The sequence below is a fragment of the Streptomyces sp. NPDC057438 genome (genome assembly GCF_042802995.1).
In the GTDB taxonomy this organism is placed as follows: domain Bacteria; phylum Actinomycetota; class Actinomycetes; order Streptomycetales; family Streptomycetaceae; genus Streptomyces.
In genome coordinates this window covers 13,742-30,879 of sequence record NZ_JBHVDD010000057.1, presented here as the reverse complement: position 1 = coordinate 30,879, position 17,138 = coordinate 13,742, and the positions used below count along the sequence as shown (strand labels likewise).

15 protein-coding genes and 1 riboswitch are annotated in these 17,138 nt (G+C 72.1%); of the genes, 13 read left to right on the top strand and 2 right to left on the bottom strand.

Annotated features, from left to right (window positions below; genetic code table 11):
* The first annotated feature begins 35 nt into the window (after nt 1-35).
* The 4 genes from ACFU5F_RS26930 (at nt 36) to ACFU5F_RS26915 (ending at nt 5,517) form a co-directional block, all read left to right on the top strand.
* Complete coding sequence (locus ACFU5F_RS26930; protein ID WP_383892237.1) at nt 36-2,111, top strand: alpha-galactosidase; 2,076 nt, start codon at nt 36-38, stop codon at nt 2,109-2,111.
* 302 nt (nt 2,112-2,413) lie between these two features.
* Nucleotides 2,414-2,572: riboswitch (cyclic di-AMP (ydaO/yuaA leader) on the top strand.
* A 4-nt stretch (nt 2,573-2,576) separates the two neighbouring features.
* Complete coding sequence (locus ACFU5F_RS26925) at nt 2,577-3,584, top strand: peptidoglycan DD-metalloendopeptidase family protein (protein ID WP_383892234.1); 1,008 nt, start codon at nt 2,577-2,579, stop codon at nt 3,582-3,584.
* Between the two features lie 246 nt (nt 3,585-3,830).
* Nucleotides 3,831-4,541: a DUF6250 domain-containing protein gene (locus tag ACFU5F_RS26920; protein WP_383892232.1), complete on the top strand. Its 711-nt coding sequence runs from the start codon at nt 3,831-3,833 to the stop codon at nt 4,539-4,541.
* Nucleotides 4,542-4,731: 190 nt separating this feature from the next.
* Nucleotides 4,732-5,517, top strand: a complete 786-nt coding sequence (locus ACFU5F_RS26915; RefSeq protein ID WP_383892229.1) for an SGNH/GDSL hydrolase family protein — start codon at nt 4,732-4,734, stop codon at nt 5,515-5,517.
* A 222-nt stretch (nt 5,518-5,739) separates the two neighbouring features.
* Here the strand turns inward: ACFU5F_RS26915 and ACFU5F_RS26910 are convergent, their stop codons facing one another.
* Nucleotides 5,740-6,360: a TetR/AcrR family transcriptional regulator gene (locus tag ACFU5F_RS26910; protein ID WP_383892226.1), complete on the bottom strand. Its 621-nt coding sequence runs from the start codon at nt 6,358-6,360 to the stop codon at nt 5,740-5,742.
* Nucleotides 6,361-6,401: 41 nt separating this feature from the next.
* The gene (locus ACFU5F_RS26905) at nt 6,402-7,583 is read right to left on the bottom strand and encodes a Glu/Leu/Phe/Val dehydrogenase dimerization domain-containing protein (RefSeq protein WP_383892223.1); all 1,182 of its coding nucleotides are present in this window, start codon (nt 7,581-7,583) and stop codon (nt 6,402-6,404) included.
* A gap of 180 nt (nt 7,584-7,763) precedes the next feature.
* On the opposite strand from ACFU5F_RS26905, the gene ACFU5F_RS26900 reads away from it, so the two are divergent.
* The 9 genes from ACFU5F_RS26900 to ACFU5F_RS26860 all read left to right on the top strand — a co-directional run bounded on the left by ACFU5F_RS26900 (nt 7,764) and on the right by ACFU5F_RS26860 (nt 17,027).
* Nucleotides 7,764-8,942 (top strand): MBL fold metallo-hydrolase, encoded by a 1,179-nt coding sequence (locus tag ACFU5F_RS26900; RefSeq protein ID WP_383892221.1) that lies wholly within the window; start codon nt 7,764-7,766, stop codon nt 8,940-8,942.
* Between the two features lie 399 nt (nt 8,943-9,341).
* Entirely contained in the window at nt 9,342-11,591 is a 2,250-nt protein-coding gene (locus tag ACFU5F_RS26895; protein WP_383892217.1) for an ATP-binding protein, read from the top strand.
* 71 nt (nt 11,592-11,662) lie between these two features.
* Nucleotides 11,663-12,094, top strand: a complete 432-nt coding sequence (locus ACFU5F_RS26890; protein ID WP_275455118.1) for a roadblock/LC7 domain-containing protein — start codon at nt 11,663-11,665, stop codon at nt 12,092-12,094.
* Between the two features lie 2 nt (nt 12,095-12,096).
* Nucleotides 12,097-12,468 carry a DUF742 domain-containing protein gene (locus tag ACFU5F_RS26885; protein WP_012999161.1) on the top strand — a complete coding sequence of 124 codons (372 nt, stop codon included), beginning with the start codon at nt 12,097-12,099 and terminating at the stop codon, nt 12,466-12,468.
* Nucleotides 12,446-13,045: an ATP/GTP-binding protein gene (locus ACFU5F_RS26880; protein ID WP_037725418.1), complete on the top strand. Its 600-nt coding sequence runs from the start codon at nt 12,446-12,448 to the stop codon at nt 13,043-13,045. Before ACFU5F_RS26885 ends, ACFU5F_RS26880 begins: the two co-directional genes overlap by 23 nt.
* Nucleotides 13,042-13,599: a GAF domain-containing protein gene (locus ACFU5F_RS26875; RefSeq protein WP_383892212.1), complete on the top strand. Its 558-nt coding sequence runs from the start codon at nt 13,042-13,044 to the stop codon at nt 13,597-13,599. The genes ACFU5F_RS26880 and ACFU5F_RS26875 overlap by 4 nt, the downstream gene beginning before the upstream one ends.
* 198 nt (nt 13,600-13,797) lie before the next feature.
* A complete protein-coding gene (gene tdh, locus ACFU5F_RS26870; RefSeq protein WP_383892209.1) occupies nt 13,798-14,826 on the top strand; it encodes an L-threonine 3-dehydrogenase in 1,029 nt (342 codons plus the stop codon).
* A 29-nt stretch (nt 14,827-14,855) separates the two neighbouring features.
* Entirely contained in the window at nt 14,856-16,055 is a 1,200-nt protein-coding gene (locus ACFU5F_RS26865; RefSeq protein WP_383892206.1) for a glycine C-acetyltransferase, read from the top strand.
* Between the two features lie 72 nt (nt 16,056-16,127).
* Nucleotides 16,128-17,027, top strand: coding sequence for a LysR family transcriptional regulator (locus tag ACFU5F_RS26860; protein ID WP_383892203.1), 900 nt, complete (start codon nt 16,128-16,130; stop codon nt 17,025-17,027).
* The last annotated feature ends 111 nt before the right edge of the window (nt 17,028-17,138 follow it).

The window sequence follows — 17,138 nt, the reverse complement described above, 5'->3', positions numbered from 1 at the left end:
GCCTGATCGCACCTGATCGAATCTGTGGGGGCTTGATGTTGGAAATCGGCACAGACGGCCGGACCTGGATTCTCACCGGGCCCAGGAGCAGTTACGCCCTGCGGCTCACCGAGGACGGCGAGCTGCTGCACCTGCACTGGGGTCCCCGGATCGCGCTCGCGGACGCCGAGGAGCTGGCCGGCCGGCAGCGGTTGCCGTACTGGCCGTTCGAGGCCCCGGTCGACGGACACGAGGAGTACCCCGTCGAGGGCGGTCCCCGTTTCACCCGGCCCGCCCTGTCCGTGCGCACGGACGAGCGGCGCGGCACCGAGTGGACCTTCCGGGAGTACGAGGCCGACGGCGACGAGCTGCGGCTGCGGTTCACCGACGGCGGGCTCGGGATCACGCTGCACTACCGGCTGCGGGACGACGTGATCGAGCGCTGGGTGACCCTGGTCAACGACGGTCCGGCGGTGGAGCTGCTGCGGGCCGACTCGGCGACCTGGACGCTGCCGAGGCGCACGGAGGAGACCTGGCGCCTGTCCCAGCTGCACGGACGGTGGGCGGCCGAGTCCCGGCTCGTCCGCGGCGACCTCACCTACGGGGAGAAGGTCATCGGCAGCCGGCGCGGCCACACCGGTCACCAGCACCTGCCCTGGGTCGCCCTGGACACCGACGCCACCGAGGAGCACGGCGAGGTCTACGGCTGCGCCCTCGGCTGGTCGGGGTCCTGGCGGATCGCGGTCGCCCAACTGCCGGACGCGCGGGTGCAGATCACCGGCGGCGCCGGGTACGACGAGTCGGGTCTGCTGCGGCTGGAGACGGGGGAGACGTTCACCACGCCCGTCTTCGCCGGACTGTGGAGCGACGGCGGCCACGGCGGGGCGAGCCGCGCCTGGCACGCGTACCAGCGCAGGTACGTCATCCCGGACGCGGACCAGGACCGGCCGGTCCTCTTCAACTCCTGGGAGGCCACCGAGTTCGACATCTCCGAGGAACAGCAGCAGGCGCTCGCGCGGCGGGCGGCGGCCATCGGGGTCGAGCTGTTCGTCGTGGACGACGGCTGGTTCGGGGCCAGGACGAGCGACCGGGCCGGCCTCGGCGACTGGACGCCCAATCCGGACCGCTTCCCGAAGGGGCTCAAGCCCCTCGCCGACTCCGTGCACGCCCTCGGTATGCAGTTCGGTATCTGGGTCGAGCCCGAGATGGTCAACCCGGACAGCGAGCTGTACCGGGCTCATCCCGAATGGGCCCAGTTCCAACCGGGACGAAAGAGGACGGAGCTGCGCAATCAGCTCGTCCTCAACCTCGCGCGCGAGGACGTCCAGGAGTACCTCTGGGAAAAACTGGACGCGCTGTTGTCCAGTGCGCCGATCGACTACGTGAAGTGGGACTTCAACCGCTGCTTCACGGATGCCGGCTGGCCCGGCGAGCCGTACCCGCAGAAGCTGTGGGTCGAGCACGTGCACGCCTTCTACGCCCTGCTGGACCGGCTGCGCGCCGCGCACCCGGGGGTGGCCTTCGAGTCGTGCTCCGGCGGTGGCGGCCGTATCGACCTCGGGGTGATGGCCCGGACGGACCAGGTCTGGACGTCGGACAACACCGACCCGCTCGACCGGCTCGCCATCCAGCACGGCTTCAGCCAGATCCACCCGGCCCGGACCATGGCCGCGTGGGTCACCGACAGTCCGAACAACCAGCTCAACGGTCGCGTCAGCACGCTGCGGTTCCGCTTCGTCAGTGCCATGGCGGGCGTGCTCGGGGTCGGCGGCGACCTCACCGAATGGACCAAGGAGGAGCTCGCCGAGGCGGGGGAGTGGGTCGAGCTGTACAAGCGGATCCGGCCCGTCGTGCAGCGCGGTGATCTTCACCGGCTGCGGCCGCCGACGGGCGGGCTGAGCGCCGTGCAGTACATCCACGGTGACGAGGTCGTGGTCCTGGCCTGGCTCCAGGCGCAGCACTACGGTGAGCCGCCCGCCCCGGTCCGGCTGCGTGGACTGGATTCGGCAGAAACGTATGAATGCCGTGAAACGGGCGAAGTGCACCGAGGGGCCGTGCTGTTGCATCACGGGCTGTCGACGGGCCTGCGTGGTGACTTCGATGCGACGGTTATCCACCTGCGTCGCACTTGAGCGATCTGTCCGAATTGCAGTCGTAATTCCAACAAGACCTGGAATAAAGCCTACTGGCACGTAGGGGCGTGAGCAGCGTCATATTCGTGACGTTCCGCTGTCGCCATGTGCACGTAATTCGGGCAGGTTTCCAGGGCGGTTGGGAAATGGGCGGGACCGGTCTTTTACGGAGCGTGAGGGTGGATTGATGTAAGGATCAGGTAGGAAGACACACAGGAAGTCCCAATGGTTGTCTCTATGGGCACAAGTCGCTTACGTTCGGCGTCAATCCGGACGGACGCCCAATCCTGCCGCCGACCGGAGCCGCACACCGACCCGATCCACGGCAGGAGCGGGGGACCCACAGGAATCACCGCCTGTTCCGGTTCCCGGAACGGCTAGGGGTAAAGCCGTGCGCGAGCACGGCCGGACATCTCCAGTCCGCACCCGACAGCTCACCTCGCAGGCGCCGGAGAGGAATTCGTCATGCCCGCGAAGGGTAAGCACCGCCGCCCCAAGTCCCAGCGTTTCACCCGTTCGATCGCCGCCGCCGGGACCGGTGGCGCGGCGCTCGCGCTGCCGCTGATCGGGGCCGCCGGCGCCCAGGCCGCCACCCCGGCGGCCACGGTCTCGGGTGTGTCCGAGAAGACGGCAACGATCACCACCGAGCAGGCCGTGGCCGAGGCCGGTGCACGGATCGAGCAGGCGGAGAAGGCCGCTCAGGCGGAAAGGACCGCCACCAAGAAGACGGCCAGGACCTACTCGGTGAAGGTCGGCGACTACCTCGCGAAGATCGCGGACGAGCAGGACGTCGAGGGGGGCTGGAAGCGCCTCTACTCGGACAACCGCGCGGCGATCGGCTCCGACCCGTCGCTGATCCACCCGGGTCTGAAGCTGTCGATCGGCGGGCAGGCCGCGGGCGGTTCCTCGCAGTCGTCGAAGCCGCAGCTGTCGCAGTCGTCGAAGGCCGCCGAGTCGTCCGGGACGTCGCAGTCGTCGAAGCCCTCCGGTTCCTCGAAGCAGGAGTCGAAGGACACCCAGGCGTCGGCCTCCACCTCGAACGGCCAGTCCTCGTCGGCCAACGGCTCCGGCTTCAGCGTGCCCATCCAGGGCGCCGCCGTCGGCACCGCCTACAAGACCGCCGGCAGCATGTGGTCCAGCGGTTACCACACGGGCGTCGACTTCGTGGCCCCGACCGGCACCGCCCTCAAGGCCGTGGGCGCGGGCACCGTCGTCTCCGCCGGCTGGGGCGGCGCGTACGGCAACCAGGTCGTCATCAAGCTGGCCGACGGCTACTACGCCCAGTACGCCCACCTCTCCTCGATCTCCGTCTCCGCGGGTCAGTCCGTGAGCGGCGGTCAGCAGATCGGTCTCTCGGGTGCGACCGGCAACGTCACCGGGCCGCACCTGCACTTCGAGATCCGCACCACCCCCTCCTACGGCTCGGACCTCGACCCGCTGGCCTACCTCCGCTCCAAGGGCGTCAGCGTCTGAGGCCCCGCTCCTCGACCGCCGCGAAGGCCGGCCCCGCTCAGTCGGGGCCGGCCTTCGCGGTTCCCTGGCACGGTCCCGGGGCGCGCGCTCGTGTTGCGGTCCCGTGGCATGGCCGACCTGGGCCTCGACAGGGGGTGCGCGGGAGGACACAGTGATCTCCGCAAGCGCTTTCTGCGCGGGGTGGCCCTGTGGGGGCTCCGTGTGGGGAGTCCATGCCCGTGACGCGTCGCCGACGACAGGAGTGTCATGACCACCCGTAGAGCTTTCGGGGTTCTCGCGGCCGGCGCCGCCCTCGCGGCGCTCGGCCCGGCCGGGACGGCGACCGCGCACGCGCCCCGGCGCCGGCTGATCGCCGCCGACGACTTCCGGCACGGACTCGGGTGCTGGGCGGTGGAGTTGGAGCGGGGCGGGGAGGTCACCGCCTCGCGGGGGGTGCTGGAGGTCGACGTGCCGGCCGGAGCCACGGTCTGGTTCAGGCGGCGGCTGGACGGGCCGTACGCCGTCGAGTACACGGCCACGCCGGTCTCGGCGGGCGGGGCCAACGACCGGGTCTCCGACCTCAACAACTTCTGGAACGCCGTCGACGTGCGCTCGCCCGATGATCTGTTCGCCACCCCCCGCGCGGGCGCGCTCGCCGAGTACGACCACCTGAAGGCGTACTACGTGGGGTACGGCGCCAACACGAACACGACGACACGCCTGCGCCGGTACGTCGGTGAGCCGGGCGTGCGGCCGCTGATCCACGACTACACCGAACCGCTGCTCGTCGCGAACGCGCCGCACCGTGTGCGGATCGTGTCGGACGGGTCGAAGGTCCAGTGGTGGAACAACGGCCGGCTGGTCTTCGACCATGTGGACCACGCGCCGTACACGCGTGGGCATTTCGCTTTCCGCACCACTTGGAGCCATTTCCGGATCGAGGACTTCCGAGTGTGGAGATTGCGGGGTCACCACTGAGCCGCGGCGGGGGCGAGCGGGCTGGGGGATGGTGGGGTTCCGCCATCCCGGCCTGCGGTATTCCGGGTTGACCAACACTTGACGCGTGGTCTATCTCACCGTCCGTCAAGCCCTTATTACGGTCGCGTAGGTCACATGCGAAGGTGAATCATGGGCCGATGTGGCAGACGATTCGAATGACAGCAGAACGATGATCGGGTCGTACGTGGCGCTGGGGGACAGCTTCACCGAGGGCGTCGGCGATCCCGGGCCCGACGGGCGGTTCGTCGGCTGGGCCGACCGGTTCGCGGTGCTCCTCGCGGACCGGGTGCCCGAGGGCGACTTCGACTACTCCAACCTGGCCGTGCGGGGAAAGCTCCTCGACCAGATCGTGGCGGACCAGGTGCCGAGGGCGCTGGAGCTCGCGCCGGATCTCATCTCCTTCTGCGCGGGCGGCAACGACATCATCCGTCCGGGCACCGATCCCGACGAGGTCGCCGAGCGGTTCGAGCGGGCGGTGTCCAGGCTCACCTCGGCGGTCGGCACGGTCATGGTGACCACCGGGTTCGACACCCGTGACGTACCCGTGCTGAAGCATCTGCGGGGCAAGATCGCCACGTACAACCTGCATGTGCGGGCCATCGCCGACCGGTACGGGTGTCCCGTGCTGGACCTGTGGTCCCTGAAGACGGTGCAGGACCGGCGGGCCTGGGACCTCGACCGGCTCCACCTGTCCCCGGAGGGGCACACCCGGGTCGCCCTGCGGGCCGGGCAGGTGCTGGGCGTCGACATCCCCGCCGACCCGGACCAGCCGTGGCCCCCGCTGCCGCCGCGCGGCACGTTGGAGATGCGGCGGGACAACATCCAGTGGGCCCGGGAGTACCTGGTGCCGTGGATCGGGCGGCGGCTGCGGGGGGAGTCGTCCGGGGACCACGTCTCGGCGAAGGGGCACCTGTCGCCGGACGACATCAGGGAGCGGATCGGCGTGGTGGCCTGAGCGGGGGTGCCTCCGGCGGTTGGCCGAATCTGATGCGGGCCCGTAGCCGGGGGCGCTGGGGTGAGGCGCGTGGGGTCGTGGGGGTGCGGGTCGGCGGGCGGGGTTCTGGCCGTCGGGGTTGCTCGCGCAGTTCCTCGCGCCCCTGAGGGGGCGGGCTGGTCGCGGCCGGGGTTTGGGTGTCGTGGTTGCTCGCGCCCCTGGCGGGGCGGTTGTGCGAGGGGGTCAGCGGGTAGCAGCTGTCAGAACTTCGCGGGTCAGGCCCAGCTCGTGGGCCAGGGCCTCGTCGGCCCACTGCTGGGCCCGGGTGCGGGAGACGGTGCCGCCGTAGGACGTCAGCTGGACGGCCAGACCGTCCAGGAGGGCGGTGAGGCGCAGGGCCGTCGCCGAGGGGTCCGGGCAGTGGAACTCCCCGGCCGCCACGCCCGCCCCGATGACCTCGGTCAGGGCGGCCTTCCACCGGGCGTCCAGTTCGCGGGTGACCTCGCGCAGGGCCGGATCCCGCAGGGCGGCCGACCAGCCCTCGATCCACAGCCGCCAGCCCTTGGCCGGGCCGGTCGGCGCGTACCAGCGGACGGCCGCACGGAGCCGGCGCAGTGCCGTGGTGCGACGGCCCAGCAGCTTGCGGAGATGGGCGAGGTCGTCCTCGGCGGCGTACCGGAAGGCCTCGGCCACCAGTCTTTCCTTGGTCGAGAAGTGGTACAGCACCAGGGCGTTGCTCACCCCGAGGACGGCGGCGACGTCCGCGATCCGCACCGCCGCGACGCCCCGCTCCTCGATCTGCTCGACGGCGGCCCGGAGCAGCTCCGCGCGCCGCTCGGCCACACTCAACCGCACCCTGCCCACGCGGCAACCCTACCCAGGCCCGCGTACCGCCGCGGCGTCGCTCAGCGGTGCCGACCGAATCTCTCCGTGATGGCCGGTACCCGGTCGGCGGCGAGGGCGTGGGCGGCGGCCCGGGGAGTCGTGCCGTCGGTCCCGGCCCGGGTCAGCATCAGGTCGACGAGGGCGCGCATGGAGCGGCGGACGTGGGTGAACGCCTCGTCGGCGGTGGGGCCGATGTCGCCGAAGAGGGTCCACCACCACCAGGCGTTCGTCCCGGAGTTGACCACGACATCGGGCAGGACGGTGACCCCCCGGCCGGCGAGCGCCTCCTCGGCCGCCGGCAGGACGGGCATGTTGGCCGCCTCGACGATCAGCCGGGCGGTGACGCGGTGCTCGTTGGTGGAGTCGATCGCGTAGGAGACGGCGGCGGGGACCAGCACGTCGGCCTCCGCGGCCAGCCAGGCGTCGGCCGGCGCCTCCCGGTCCGCGGGGCGCAGCGCCGAGCGGTCGACCGTGCCGTGCGGGTCGCGGGCGGCGAGCAGCGCCTCGACGTCCAGGCCCGCCGGGTTCGTGATGGTGCCCTTGATGTCGGCCACGGCGACGATCGTGAGCCCGGCGCGGGCGAGGAAGCGGGCGGTGGCCCCGCCCATGGTGCCCAGGCCCTGTACGGCGACCCGCGTCCCGGCGTACGGTGCGGCGGCCCGGTCCAGGACCGTGAGCACGGACTCGGCGACACCGCAGCCGCCGACCAGCTCGTCGAGACCGATGCCGTCCACCCGGACCGCGAACGCGTCCGCGAGGCGCCGCCGGGCGGACGCCTCGTCGTCGAGGAGGGGGTACACCGCCTGGATCGTCGACACGAGGCCCGCCTCCACCGCCGCGCGGTCCATCAGGTCCTGGGTGAGTCCGAGATCCTCACCGGTGGTCCAGAAGTGCTCGATGTACGGGCGCACCGCGCGCAGATAGCGGACGAGGACGCCGTACGCCCCCGGATCCCGGGGGTCGAAGTCGATGCCGCCCTTGGCGCCGCCGAGCGGCACGTAGCGGCTCTCCGGGTCGTAGTGCAGCGCCTCTTTCATGGTCATGCCACGAGCGAGCCCGGCGACCTCGTCGAGGGTGCAGCCCGGCCGCATCCGCAGACCTCCGCTGGAGACCCCGCGCACCAGCCGGTCCACCACGAGAAAGCCCTGTCGGCCCGTGACGTGGTCGGTCCAGGTCAGGGACACGAACGGGGGCGTGGTCATGGGACTCCTCGGGTCGGCCCGGCGGGCGGGCAAAAAGGGAGCGAAGAATGCGGACGGCGGGAACAAGGAGACCTACTGAATAGTTGGTCAGTATTGCACCGCGCGGCGCCGGGTCGGACCGGGCGCCGCCACAGGGGCGGCCCATAATGGGATGCCTGAGCGAATTCACCAGGAGGTGCCGTGTCCGGTTCCGGATCCCGTTCTCTCAGCTCGGGGCTGCGTGCAGCGCGGCCCGCCGCCTTCGGCGCGGACCCGAGCGGTGCCCGAATGGAGCGGATCCGCAGATCCCCGCACTTCGCGAACGGGGTCTTCGTGAATCCCGAGGGCGCCCAGGTCCGTCCCTCCGGCGGCGCCGCCGTGGAGATGGCCAAGGGCTGGTTCCGCAAGGACGAGCGGGTCAGGCGGGCCCCCGCGGGGCTGATCCCCGTGCACGCCACGACCCTCGCCGACCTGGCCTCGCCCCCGGCGAGCGGGCTGCGGATCACATGGATGGGCCATTCGAGCGTGCTCGCCGAGATCGACGGGCACCGGGTGCTCTTCGACCCCGTCTGGGGCGAGCGCTGCTCCCCGTTCGCCTTCGCCGGGCCCCGGCGGCTGCACCCCGTGCCGCTGCCGCTGGCCGCGCTCGGCCCGGTCGACGTCGTGGTCATCTCGCACGACCACTACGACCACCTGGACATGCCCTCGATCAAGGAGCTGGCGGGTACGGACACCGTCTTCGCCGTCCCGCTCGGTGTGGGCGCCCATCTGGAGCACTGGGGCGTCTCCGCGGACCGGATCCGTGAGCTGGACTGGCAGGAGGCGACGAAGGTCGGCGGTCTCACCCTGACCGCGACCCCCGCCCGGCACTTCTGCGGCCGGGGCCTGCGCAACACCCAGCACACGCTGTGGGCCTCCTGGGTCGTCGCCGGTGACGAGCACCGGATCTACCACAGCGGCGACACCGGCTACTTCGGCGGCTTCGCGGACATCGGCGCCGAGCACGGCCCGTTCGACATCACGATGATCCAGGTCGGTGCCTATTCCGAGTTCTGGCCCGACATCCACATGACCCCCGAAGAGGGGCTGCAGACCCATCTCGACCTGCAGGGCGGCGAGCCCGGCGGGGTGATGATGCCGATCCACTGGGCGACGTTCAACCTGGCGATGCACGCCTGGGCCGAGCCGGGCGAGCGGATGATGTGGGCCACGCACGGCGCGGGGGTCACGATGGCCGCCCCGCACCCGGGCCGGCCGTTCGAGCCGCGGAGCACACCGCCGGTGGACCCGTGGTGGCGTGCCGTGTCCCAGCAGCCGACCGGCGGCTGGGCGGCCTGGCCGCCCGTGGGGGACCGGCTGGACCTGGTGGCCGAGAGCTGAGAAAACCCCTCGGGAATTCTCCCGACAGGGTGATTTTTCGATCGATCTGGAGGGCCGGGGAGCAATGCGCTCCCCGGCCCTCGACGTTTCTTGACGACCTGTTCTGAACGGCTCTGATCGAAATTCGGGCGCGAAAGGAAGGTGAGAGGAAAGGGAGAGGAACAGGCGTCCGAAAAATAATCGGACTGTCGCACGAGCCCTCATACCAGAGCGGGACGCATTGCGAGGGTCTTTGTCAACTGCGCTCCGCACATGACGCGTTGGCGACTACTGTGAGTTGCCGTCGGACGACGCCGGGTCGAATTCCTCGACTCTCGCGACCGACACGCGATGGCGCACGCCCAAGTCGCCCAGACGCGGCAACCCCCCCACGCTCGACGGACCAGTACGAGGACGCTGATGTCTCACCTTCGCGCACCGGCCGCCCGCGCAGACCGCCGTGAAGGCGGGCGGCACGGGCGACCGGCCACCCGCGCCGTCCCCTCGCTGCCCGAGATCCACATACGGCCACAGCTGATGCGCCTCGCGGTGCTGCCCCCCACCGCGGTCGCCCTCAGCGCCTGCGCCGCCGTCCTCTTCACCTTCCGCGCCGGCGGCGCCCGCCCCAGCCTCACCCTGTGGGCGGTCCTCGCCGGAACGGCCGCGGTGGCCCTCGCCGGCATCGCGATCGGCGCCGTCGCCGCCGACCGCACCGCCCGGTCCGTCCGGGGCCGCCTCGGCGCCCTGCGGCAGGTCAGCGGCCGGAGCGAGGACGACCTGCGCGCCCTCGTAGACGCCCTGCGGCGCGGTGACCAGCCGCCCGCGCGCGGGCCGCACGCCAAGCCCGCCGCGAACGCCGACGACTTCGAACTGCTCGCCGCCGATCTCACCCGGGCCCACGACAGCGCCGTCACCGCCGTCGTCCAGGCCGCCCAGCTCTCCAGCCACGCGGGCAGCGAACAGAAGCTCGAAGTCTTCGTGAACCTGGCCCGCAGGCTGCAGTCCCTCGTCCAGCGCGAGATCACCATCCTGGACGACCTGGAGAACGAGATCGAGGACCCGGACCTCCTCAAGGGCCTCTTCCACGTCGACCACCTCGCCACCCGCATCCGCCGGCACGCCGAGAACCTCGCCGTCCTCGGCGGCGCCGTATCCCGCCGCCAGTGGAGCAACCCCGTCTCCATGACCGAGGTGCTGCGCTCCGCCATCGCCGAGGTCGAGCAGTACTCCCGGGTCAAGCTGGTGCCCCCGGTCGACGGCACCCTGCGCGGGCACGCGGTGGCCGACGTCATCCACCTCCTCGCCGAACTCGTCGAGAACGCCACCGTGTTCTCCGCCCCGCACACCCAGGTCCTGCTCCGCGCCAACCTCGTCACCTCCGGACTGGCCGTCGAGGTCGAGGACCGGGGGCTCGGCATGCCCGTCGACGAGCAGAACAAGATGAACGCCCTGCTCGCCGACCCCGACCAGGTCAATGTCGCCAGCCTCCTCCAGGACGGCCGCATCGGTCTCTTCGTGGTCTCCCAGCTGGCCCGCCGCCACGGCATCCAGGTCCGCCTGCAGAGCAACATCTACGGCGGCGTCCAGGCCGCGTTCGTCGTTCCGCAGGGGCTCCTCGGCAGCGAGCCCGGAGACCTGCCGCACCCCCGGCCCCAGACGCAGCCCCAGCCGCCCCACACCGGGCAGAACACCGCCGTACGGCACCCCGACAAGCCCCGCCACGTCCAGACCGCCCCTCCGCAGCGGTCGTCCGGGTCCGGCCCGGCGGACCGCCCCGCGGCCGACCGGCCGGACCGCACCACCACCGGCCGGCCCGCGCCCGCACAGCCCGGCCGTCCGGCCGGCGCCCGCCCCGAGCCCGGTCACCGCTCCGCCCCGAGCCCGACGCGTGCCTCCGTGCCCCGGCAGCAGGGTCCGGGCCGGGCCGGCGGCCAGCAGGGGTCCGGCCGAGGCGGCCCGGCCCCCCTGCCCGTGCGGGGTGCCCGGGACGAGCGGCCGACCCCCGCCGAGGCCGTGCCCGGCATCCGCTCCGACGACCGGCGGGCCGTGGACGAGAACGCCGGGGCACCCCCCACCCCCCGTGTCGGCGGCGCCGTACGCGGCACCATGGGCAAGCCCCGGCTGCCCCGCCGCCGGGCCCAGCAGCACATCGTGCCGCAGCTCCGCGGCGGCCCCGCGCCCACGCCCTCGCGGGACCCCGATCACTACGTCGGCCACGACCCCGGGCTGATGGCCGCCTTCCAACGCGGCATCGGGCTCGCCGAGGCCCGGCAGACGGAGAACTCCGACTGGGACACCTCCACGCTGGACACGACCGCCGCGGACCTCGCACCCCCCGCCCCCGACGCCGCCTCCCGCATCGACACGGGACAACTCACGACGGGACGGCCGACGACGGGCCGGCTCACGACGGGACAGCCCACCGCGGGGCAGCCGTCCACCGGGCACCTGCACACGGGCCCGGCCGCCGGCCCGCCGGCCCACGGAGGCCCGGGCGGCGCGGACGCGCCGCACCGGGAGCCGGCCCCCAGGGATGTCCTCCACCGGGACACCGCCCGGCCCCTGGGCGGACACCCCGGGGGCGCCGCCCCCATAGCCGTACCGCCGTCGACCCTCGACGCGCCGCACGACCGCACCTCCCGGCAGGACGGGAGCACACCGGCCGGATGACCACCCCCCTCACCACGGTCCCCACCCCCTGCGCTCCCGCAGACCAACGCACCCCAAGGAGTCGATCCACCATGGCGAGCGATGCGCCGACCGGCCAGGTATCCGATCTCGACTGGCTGATGAGCGGCCTCGTCCAGCGCGTGCCGCACACCAGGAGCGCGGTGCTGCTCTCCTGCGACGGGCTCGTGAAGTCGGTCCACGGCCTCGATCCGGACAGCGCCGACCACATGGCCGCCCTGGCCTCCGGCCTGTACTCCCTCGGCCGCAGCGCGGGTGTCCGCTTCGGCGACGGCGGCGACGTCCGCCAGGTCGTCGTCGAACTGGACTCGACCCTGCTGTTCGTCTCCACCGCGGGCTCCGGCACCTGCCTCGCCGTGCTCGCCGGACGCGAGACCGACGCCGCCGTCCTCGGCTACGAGATGGCGATGCTCGTCAAGAGCGTCCGCCCGTACCTGGTCACCCATCCGCGTCAGGCCGTCCAACCCACCGCGATGAGGCCTTGAACGTGTCCGAGTCCGGCGACGGACCTCTGTACGACGACGCCGCCGGGCGTCTGGTACGCCCCTTCACCGTCATCAACGGCCGGACCCGGCCGACCACCGCGCTCGATCTCCTCTCCCAGGTGATGGCCACCGGGGCGACCCCCCTCGGCTATCTGGGCCCCGAGCACGCGACCGCACTCGATCTGTGCCGGGCACCCGTCTCGGTCGCCGAGGTCGCCGCTCACCTCAAGCTGCCGGCGGCGGTCACCAAGGTGCTGCTGTCCGACCTCGTCGACTGCGGGGCCCTCACCACCAAGCCCCCGGTTTTCCACCACAACCCGACAGACCGGTCTCTTCTGGAGGCAGTGCTCGATGGACTACGACGACAGCTCTGACCCCTTTCCCACCGCACTGAAGATCTTGGTGGCGGGAGGGTTCGGGGTCGGCAAGACGACCTTCGTCGGCGCGGTGAGCGAGATCGCGCCGCTGAGCACGGAGGAACTGCTCACCACGGTGAGCGCCGCCACCGACAATCTCGACGGCATCGAGAACAAGGTCGAGACGACCGTCGCGATGGACTTCGGCCGCATCACCCTCGATCCGCGGCATGTGCTCTATCTCTTCGGCACTCCCGGTCAGCAGCGGTTCTGGTTCATGTGGGACGAGCTCTCCGAGGGCGCCCTCGGCGCGGTCATCCTCGCCGACACCCGCCGCCTGGAGGACTGCTTCGCCGCCGTCGACTTCTTCGAGCAGCGCGGCCTCGGCTTCATCGTCGCCATCAACGAGTTCGACGGCTCGTACCGCTACGACGCCGAGGAGGTGCGCGCCGCCCTCGACCTCGACCCGGAGATCCCCGTCGTCTGCTGCGACGCGCGCATCTCCAGCTCGGGCGTCCAGACCCTGCTCACCCTCGTCCGGCACCTCCTCGCCCACACGCCGACGCAGCTCCCGAGCCACGGAGCCCACACGTGACGTACGACCCGCCGCGTCCGGTCGGCCGGCTGCTGCTCACCCCGGAGGACCCCGACGCCCCCGAGCGCGTGCGGCGGCTGCGGGACCTGGGGCTCGGCGCGCGCGCCGAACCGGCCTTCGACGCCTTCGCGGACCGGCTCGCCGAGGTCGCCGCGGTGCCCTACGCGATGGTCAACTTCATCGACGAGGACCGGCAGTTCTTCGCCGGCCTGCATGTGTCGGCGCGGCCCACGGCGGGCACCTCCGTGTTCGGGGTGGACCGGCGCCCGGCCCGTGACCACGGCTTCTGCCCCCATGTGGTGGTCCGCCGCAAAGGGCTCGTCCTCGAGGACGTGGCGGAGTACCCGAGGTTCGCCGGAAACCCCGTCGTCGACGACCACGGCATCCGCTCCTACCTCGGCGCCCCGCTGCTCGACCGCTCGGGCATCGCCCTCGGCACGGTGTGCGTCCTCGACGTCCAGCCGCGGCCGTGGGGAAGGGCCGGACTGGAGACCATCAAGTCGATGGCCGCGGAACTGGCCGGCCGGATCGAGGAACGGGAGGCCTATCCGTGACCGGGGAGGCGGACGGCACTTCATGGCGGATGACGTGGCCCGGCGGGGTGTGAAGGAAAGCTGCGGCGGTGGTTAAGAAAACCTCGATGGACCCGGGACACCGGGGTACGGCAGATTGATCGGCGATCCCACCCCTCTCCCCGGTACGGGCCTGCTCGTCATGGCCGGCGCCGGGGGCGCACCCCCAGGAGCCGTGGCGTGAAGGCGCTGGTCAAGGAGAAGGCGGAGCCCGGTCTGTGGCTCGTCGACGTCCCCGAGCCCGAGATCGGCCCCGGCGACGTACTGATCAAGGTCCTGCGGACCGGTATCTGCGGCACCGACCTGCACATCCGGGCCTGGGACGGCTGGGCCCGGCAGACCATCCGCACACCGCTCGTGGCCGGCCACGAGTTCGTCGGCGAGGTCGTGGACACCGGCCGTGCCGTCACCGAGGTCCAGGTCGGCGACCGGGTCAGCGGCGAGGGCCACCTGGTGTGCGGCAAGTGCCGGAACTGTCTCGCCGGCCGCCGTCACCTGTGCCGCGCCACCGTCGGCCTCGGGGTGGGCCGCGACGGCGCCTTCGCCGAGTACGTGGCGCTGCCCGCGGGCAACGTCTGGGTGCACCGCGTCCCCGTCGACCTGGACGTCGCGGCCGTCTTCGACCCGTTCGGCAACGCCGTGCACACCGCGCTGTCCTTCCCGCTGGTCGGCGAGGACGTCCTGATCACCGGCGCCGGGCCCATCGGCCTGATGGCGGCGGCGGTGGCCCGCCACGCGGGCGCCCGGAACGTCGTGATCACCGACGTCAGCGAGGAACGTCTGGAACTGGCCCGCAAGATGGGCGTCAGCCTGGCGCTGAACGTGTCCGAGGCCCGGATCGCCGACGGACAGCGGGAGCTGGGGCTGCGCGAGGGCTTCGACGTCGGGCTGGAGATGTCCGGACGCCCCGAGGCCATGCGCGACATGATCGCCAACATGACGCACGGCGGAAAGATCGCCGTGCTGGGCCTGCCGACCGAGGAGTTCGCGGTCGACTGGGCCCGGATCGTCACCTCGATGATCACGATCAAGGGCATCTACGGCCGGGAGATGTTCGAGACCTGGTACGCGATGTCGGTCCTCCTGGAGGGCGGCCTCGACCTCGCTCCCGTGATCACCGGCCGCTACGGCCACCGCGACTTCGAGGCGGCCTTCGCCGACGCGGCGAGCGGCCGGGGCGGCAAGGTCATCCTCGACTGGACCGCGTAAGTCATCCGCCTCCTCTAGGAGTTTTCCCGATGTTCGACTCCGTGCGCGACGACCTGCGCGCCACCCTCGACGAGATCCGCGCCGCCGGCCTGCACAAGCCCGAGCGGGTCATCGGCACCCCGCAGTCCGCGACCGTCGCCGTCACCGCCGGCGGCCGGCCCGGCGAGGTGCTCAACTTCTGCGCGAACAACTACCTCGGTCTCGCCGACCACCCCGAGGTGATCGCCGCCGCCCACGAGGCCCTCGACCGCTGGGGCTACGGCATGGCCTCCGTCCGCTTCATCTGCGGCACCCAGGAGGTGCACAAGGAGCTGGAGGCGCGGCTGTCGGCCTTCCTCGGCCAGGAGGACACGATCCTCTACTCCTCCTGCTTCGACGCCAACGGCGGAGTCTTCGAGACCCTGCTCGGCCCCGAGGACGCGGTGATCTCCGACGCCCTCAACCACGCCTCGATCATCGACGGCATCCGGCTGTCCAAGGCCCGCCGCTTCCGCTACGCCAACCGTGATCTCGCCGACCTGGAACGGCAGTTGAAGGAGGCCGCCGAGGGCGGGGCCCGCCGGAAGCTGATCGTCACCGACGGCGTGTTCTCCATGGACGGCTATGTGGCCCCGCTCCGCGAGATCTGCGACCTCGCCGACCGCCACGACGCCATGGTCATGGTCGACGACTCGCACGCCGTCGGCTTCACCGGCCCCGGCGGCCGCGGCACCCCCGAACTGCACGGCGTCATGGACCGCGTCGACATCATCACCGGCACCCTCGGCAAGGCCCTCGGCGGCGCCTCCGGCGGCTACGTCGCCGCCCGCGCCGAGATCGTCGCCCTGCTGCGCCAGCGCTCCCGCCCGTACCTCTTCTCGAACACGCTCGCCCCGGTGATCGCGGCGGCCTCCCTGAAGGTCCTCGACCTGCTGGAGTCGGCCGACGAGCTGCGCGTCCGCCTCGCGGAGAACACCGCGCTGTTCCGGAGCCGGATGACCACCGAGGGCTTCGACATCCTTCCCGGCGACCACCCCATCGCCCCGGTCATGATCGGGGACGCCTCGAAGGCGGCCCGGCTGGCCGAGCTGCTCCTGGAGCGCGGCGTCTACGTGATCGGCTTCTCCTACCCGGTCGTCCCGCAGGGGCAGGCCCGGATCCGTGTTCAGCTCTCCGCCGCGCACTCGACGGCGGACGTCGACCGCGCGGTCGACGCGTTCGTGGCGGCGCGGGCCGAGCTGGAGGCCTGAGCCGGCGCCCCGGGACGGTGGTCGGGGCGGACCGGTTCAGGGGGAAAGCGCGCATTTGAGAGAATCGGTCTCATGATCGAAGCGCGGCGGCTCCACATCCTTCGTGCGGTGGCCGACCACCGCACGGTGACGGCGGCTGCCGCCGCGCTGTATCTCACCCCGTCCGCCGTCTCCCAGCAGCTGACGGCCCTGGAACAGGAGACGGGCCACCGCCTGGTCGAGCGCGGCGCGAAGGGTGTGCGGCTCACCCCGGCCGGCGAGATCCTGCTCGGCCACACCCACGCGGTCCTGGCCCAGCTGGAACAGGCGGCGGCTGAGCTGGCCGCGTACAGCTCGGGCGCGGCCGGCACCGTCACGGTCGCCGCGTTCGCCACCGGGATCGCCCAGGTCGTGGCCCCCGCGCTGGCCCGCCTCGCGCTGTCCGCACCCGGCATCCGGCTGCGCGTCCAGGACGCCGAGGGCGACGCGAGCCTGCCGATGGTCCTGGACCGGCAGGTCGACATCGCCGTCGCCGTCGAGTACCGGGGCGCCCCGGCCGCCGACGACCCCCGCCTCACCCACGTCCCGCTGTACGCCGAGCCCTTCGACGCGGTCGTGCCGGTCGGCCACCGCCTCGCCGACACCGCCGAGGTGCCGCTCGCCGAACTGGCCAAGGATCCCTGGATCGGCCCCTACCCCGGCAACCCCTGCCATGACGTCGTCGTGCTGGCCTGCGAGAACGCCGGCTTCCAGCCCCGCCTCGAACACTCCTCCGACGACTTCCGTGCCGTCGTCGCCCTCGCCTCCGCCGACGCGGGCGTCGCCCTCGTGCCCCGCTCGGCGCTGCGCGGCACGGACCTCACGGGCGTGGTCGTCCGCCCGGTCGACGGGGTGGCCCCCACGCGCCGTGTCTTCGCCGCCGTACGCCGTGGCGCGGAGGGCCATCCGCTGATCCGGCCGGTGCTGGAGGCGCTGGGGGAGGCGGCGCGGTGAGGCACGTACCCGTCCAGGGGGAGGCCGTCCGGACGCGGGCACCGGGAACCGCGGCCGTGCGAGAGACGGGGCAGCGGATCCCGCCGGGTGAGTGTCAGTGGTGACCGCTAC

Bases quoted from the DNA above. Each gene is read 5' to 3' on its own strand.
- ACFU5F_RS26925 (WP_383892234.1), top strand. From the start codon at position 2,577: ATGCCCGCGAAGGGTAAGCACCGCCGCCCCAAGTCCCAGCGTTTCACC.
- ACFU5F_RS26890 (WP_275455118.1), top strand. From the start codon at position 11,663: ATGGCGAGCGATGCGCCGACCGGCCAGGTATCCGATCTCGACTGGCTG.
- ACFU5F_RS26880 (WP_037725418.1), top strand. From the start codon at position 12,446: ATGGACTACGACGACAGCTCTGACCCCTTTCCCACCGCACTGAAGATC.
- ACFU5F_RS26920 (WP_383892232.1), top strand. From the start codon at position 3,831: ATGACCACCCGTAGAGCTTTCGGGGTTCTCGCGGCCGGCGCCGCCCTC.
- ACFU5F_RS26895 (WP_383892217.1), top strand. From the start codon at position 9,342: ATGTCTCACCTTCGCGCACCGGCCGCCCGCGCAGACCGCCGTGAAGGC.
- ACFU5F_RS26915 (WP_383892229.1), top strand. From the start codon at position 4,732: ATGATCGGGTCGTACGTGGCGCTGGGGGACAGCTTCACCGAGGGCGTC.
- ACFU5F_RS26930 (WP_383892237.1), top strand. From the start codon at position 36: ATGTTGGAAATCGGCACAGACGGCCGGACCTGGATTCTCACCGGGCCC.
- ACFU5F_RS26865 (WP_383892206.1), top strand. From the start codon at position 14,856: ATGTTCGACTCCGTGCGCGACGACCTGCGCGCCACCCTCGACGAGATC.
- ACFU5F_RS26905 (WP_383892223.1), bottom strand. From the start codon at position 7,583: ATGACCACGCCCCCGTTCGTGTCCCTGACCTGGACCGACCACGTCACG.
- ACFU5F_RS26860 (WP_383892203.1), top strand. From the start codon at position 16,128: ATGATCGAAGCGCGGCGGCTCCACATCCTTCGTGCGGTGGCCGACCAC.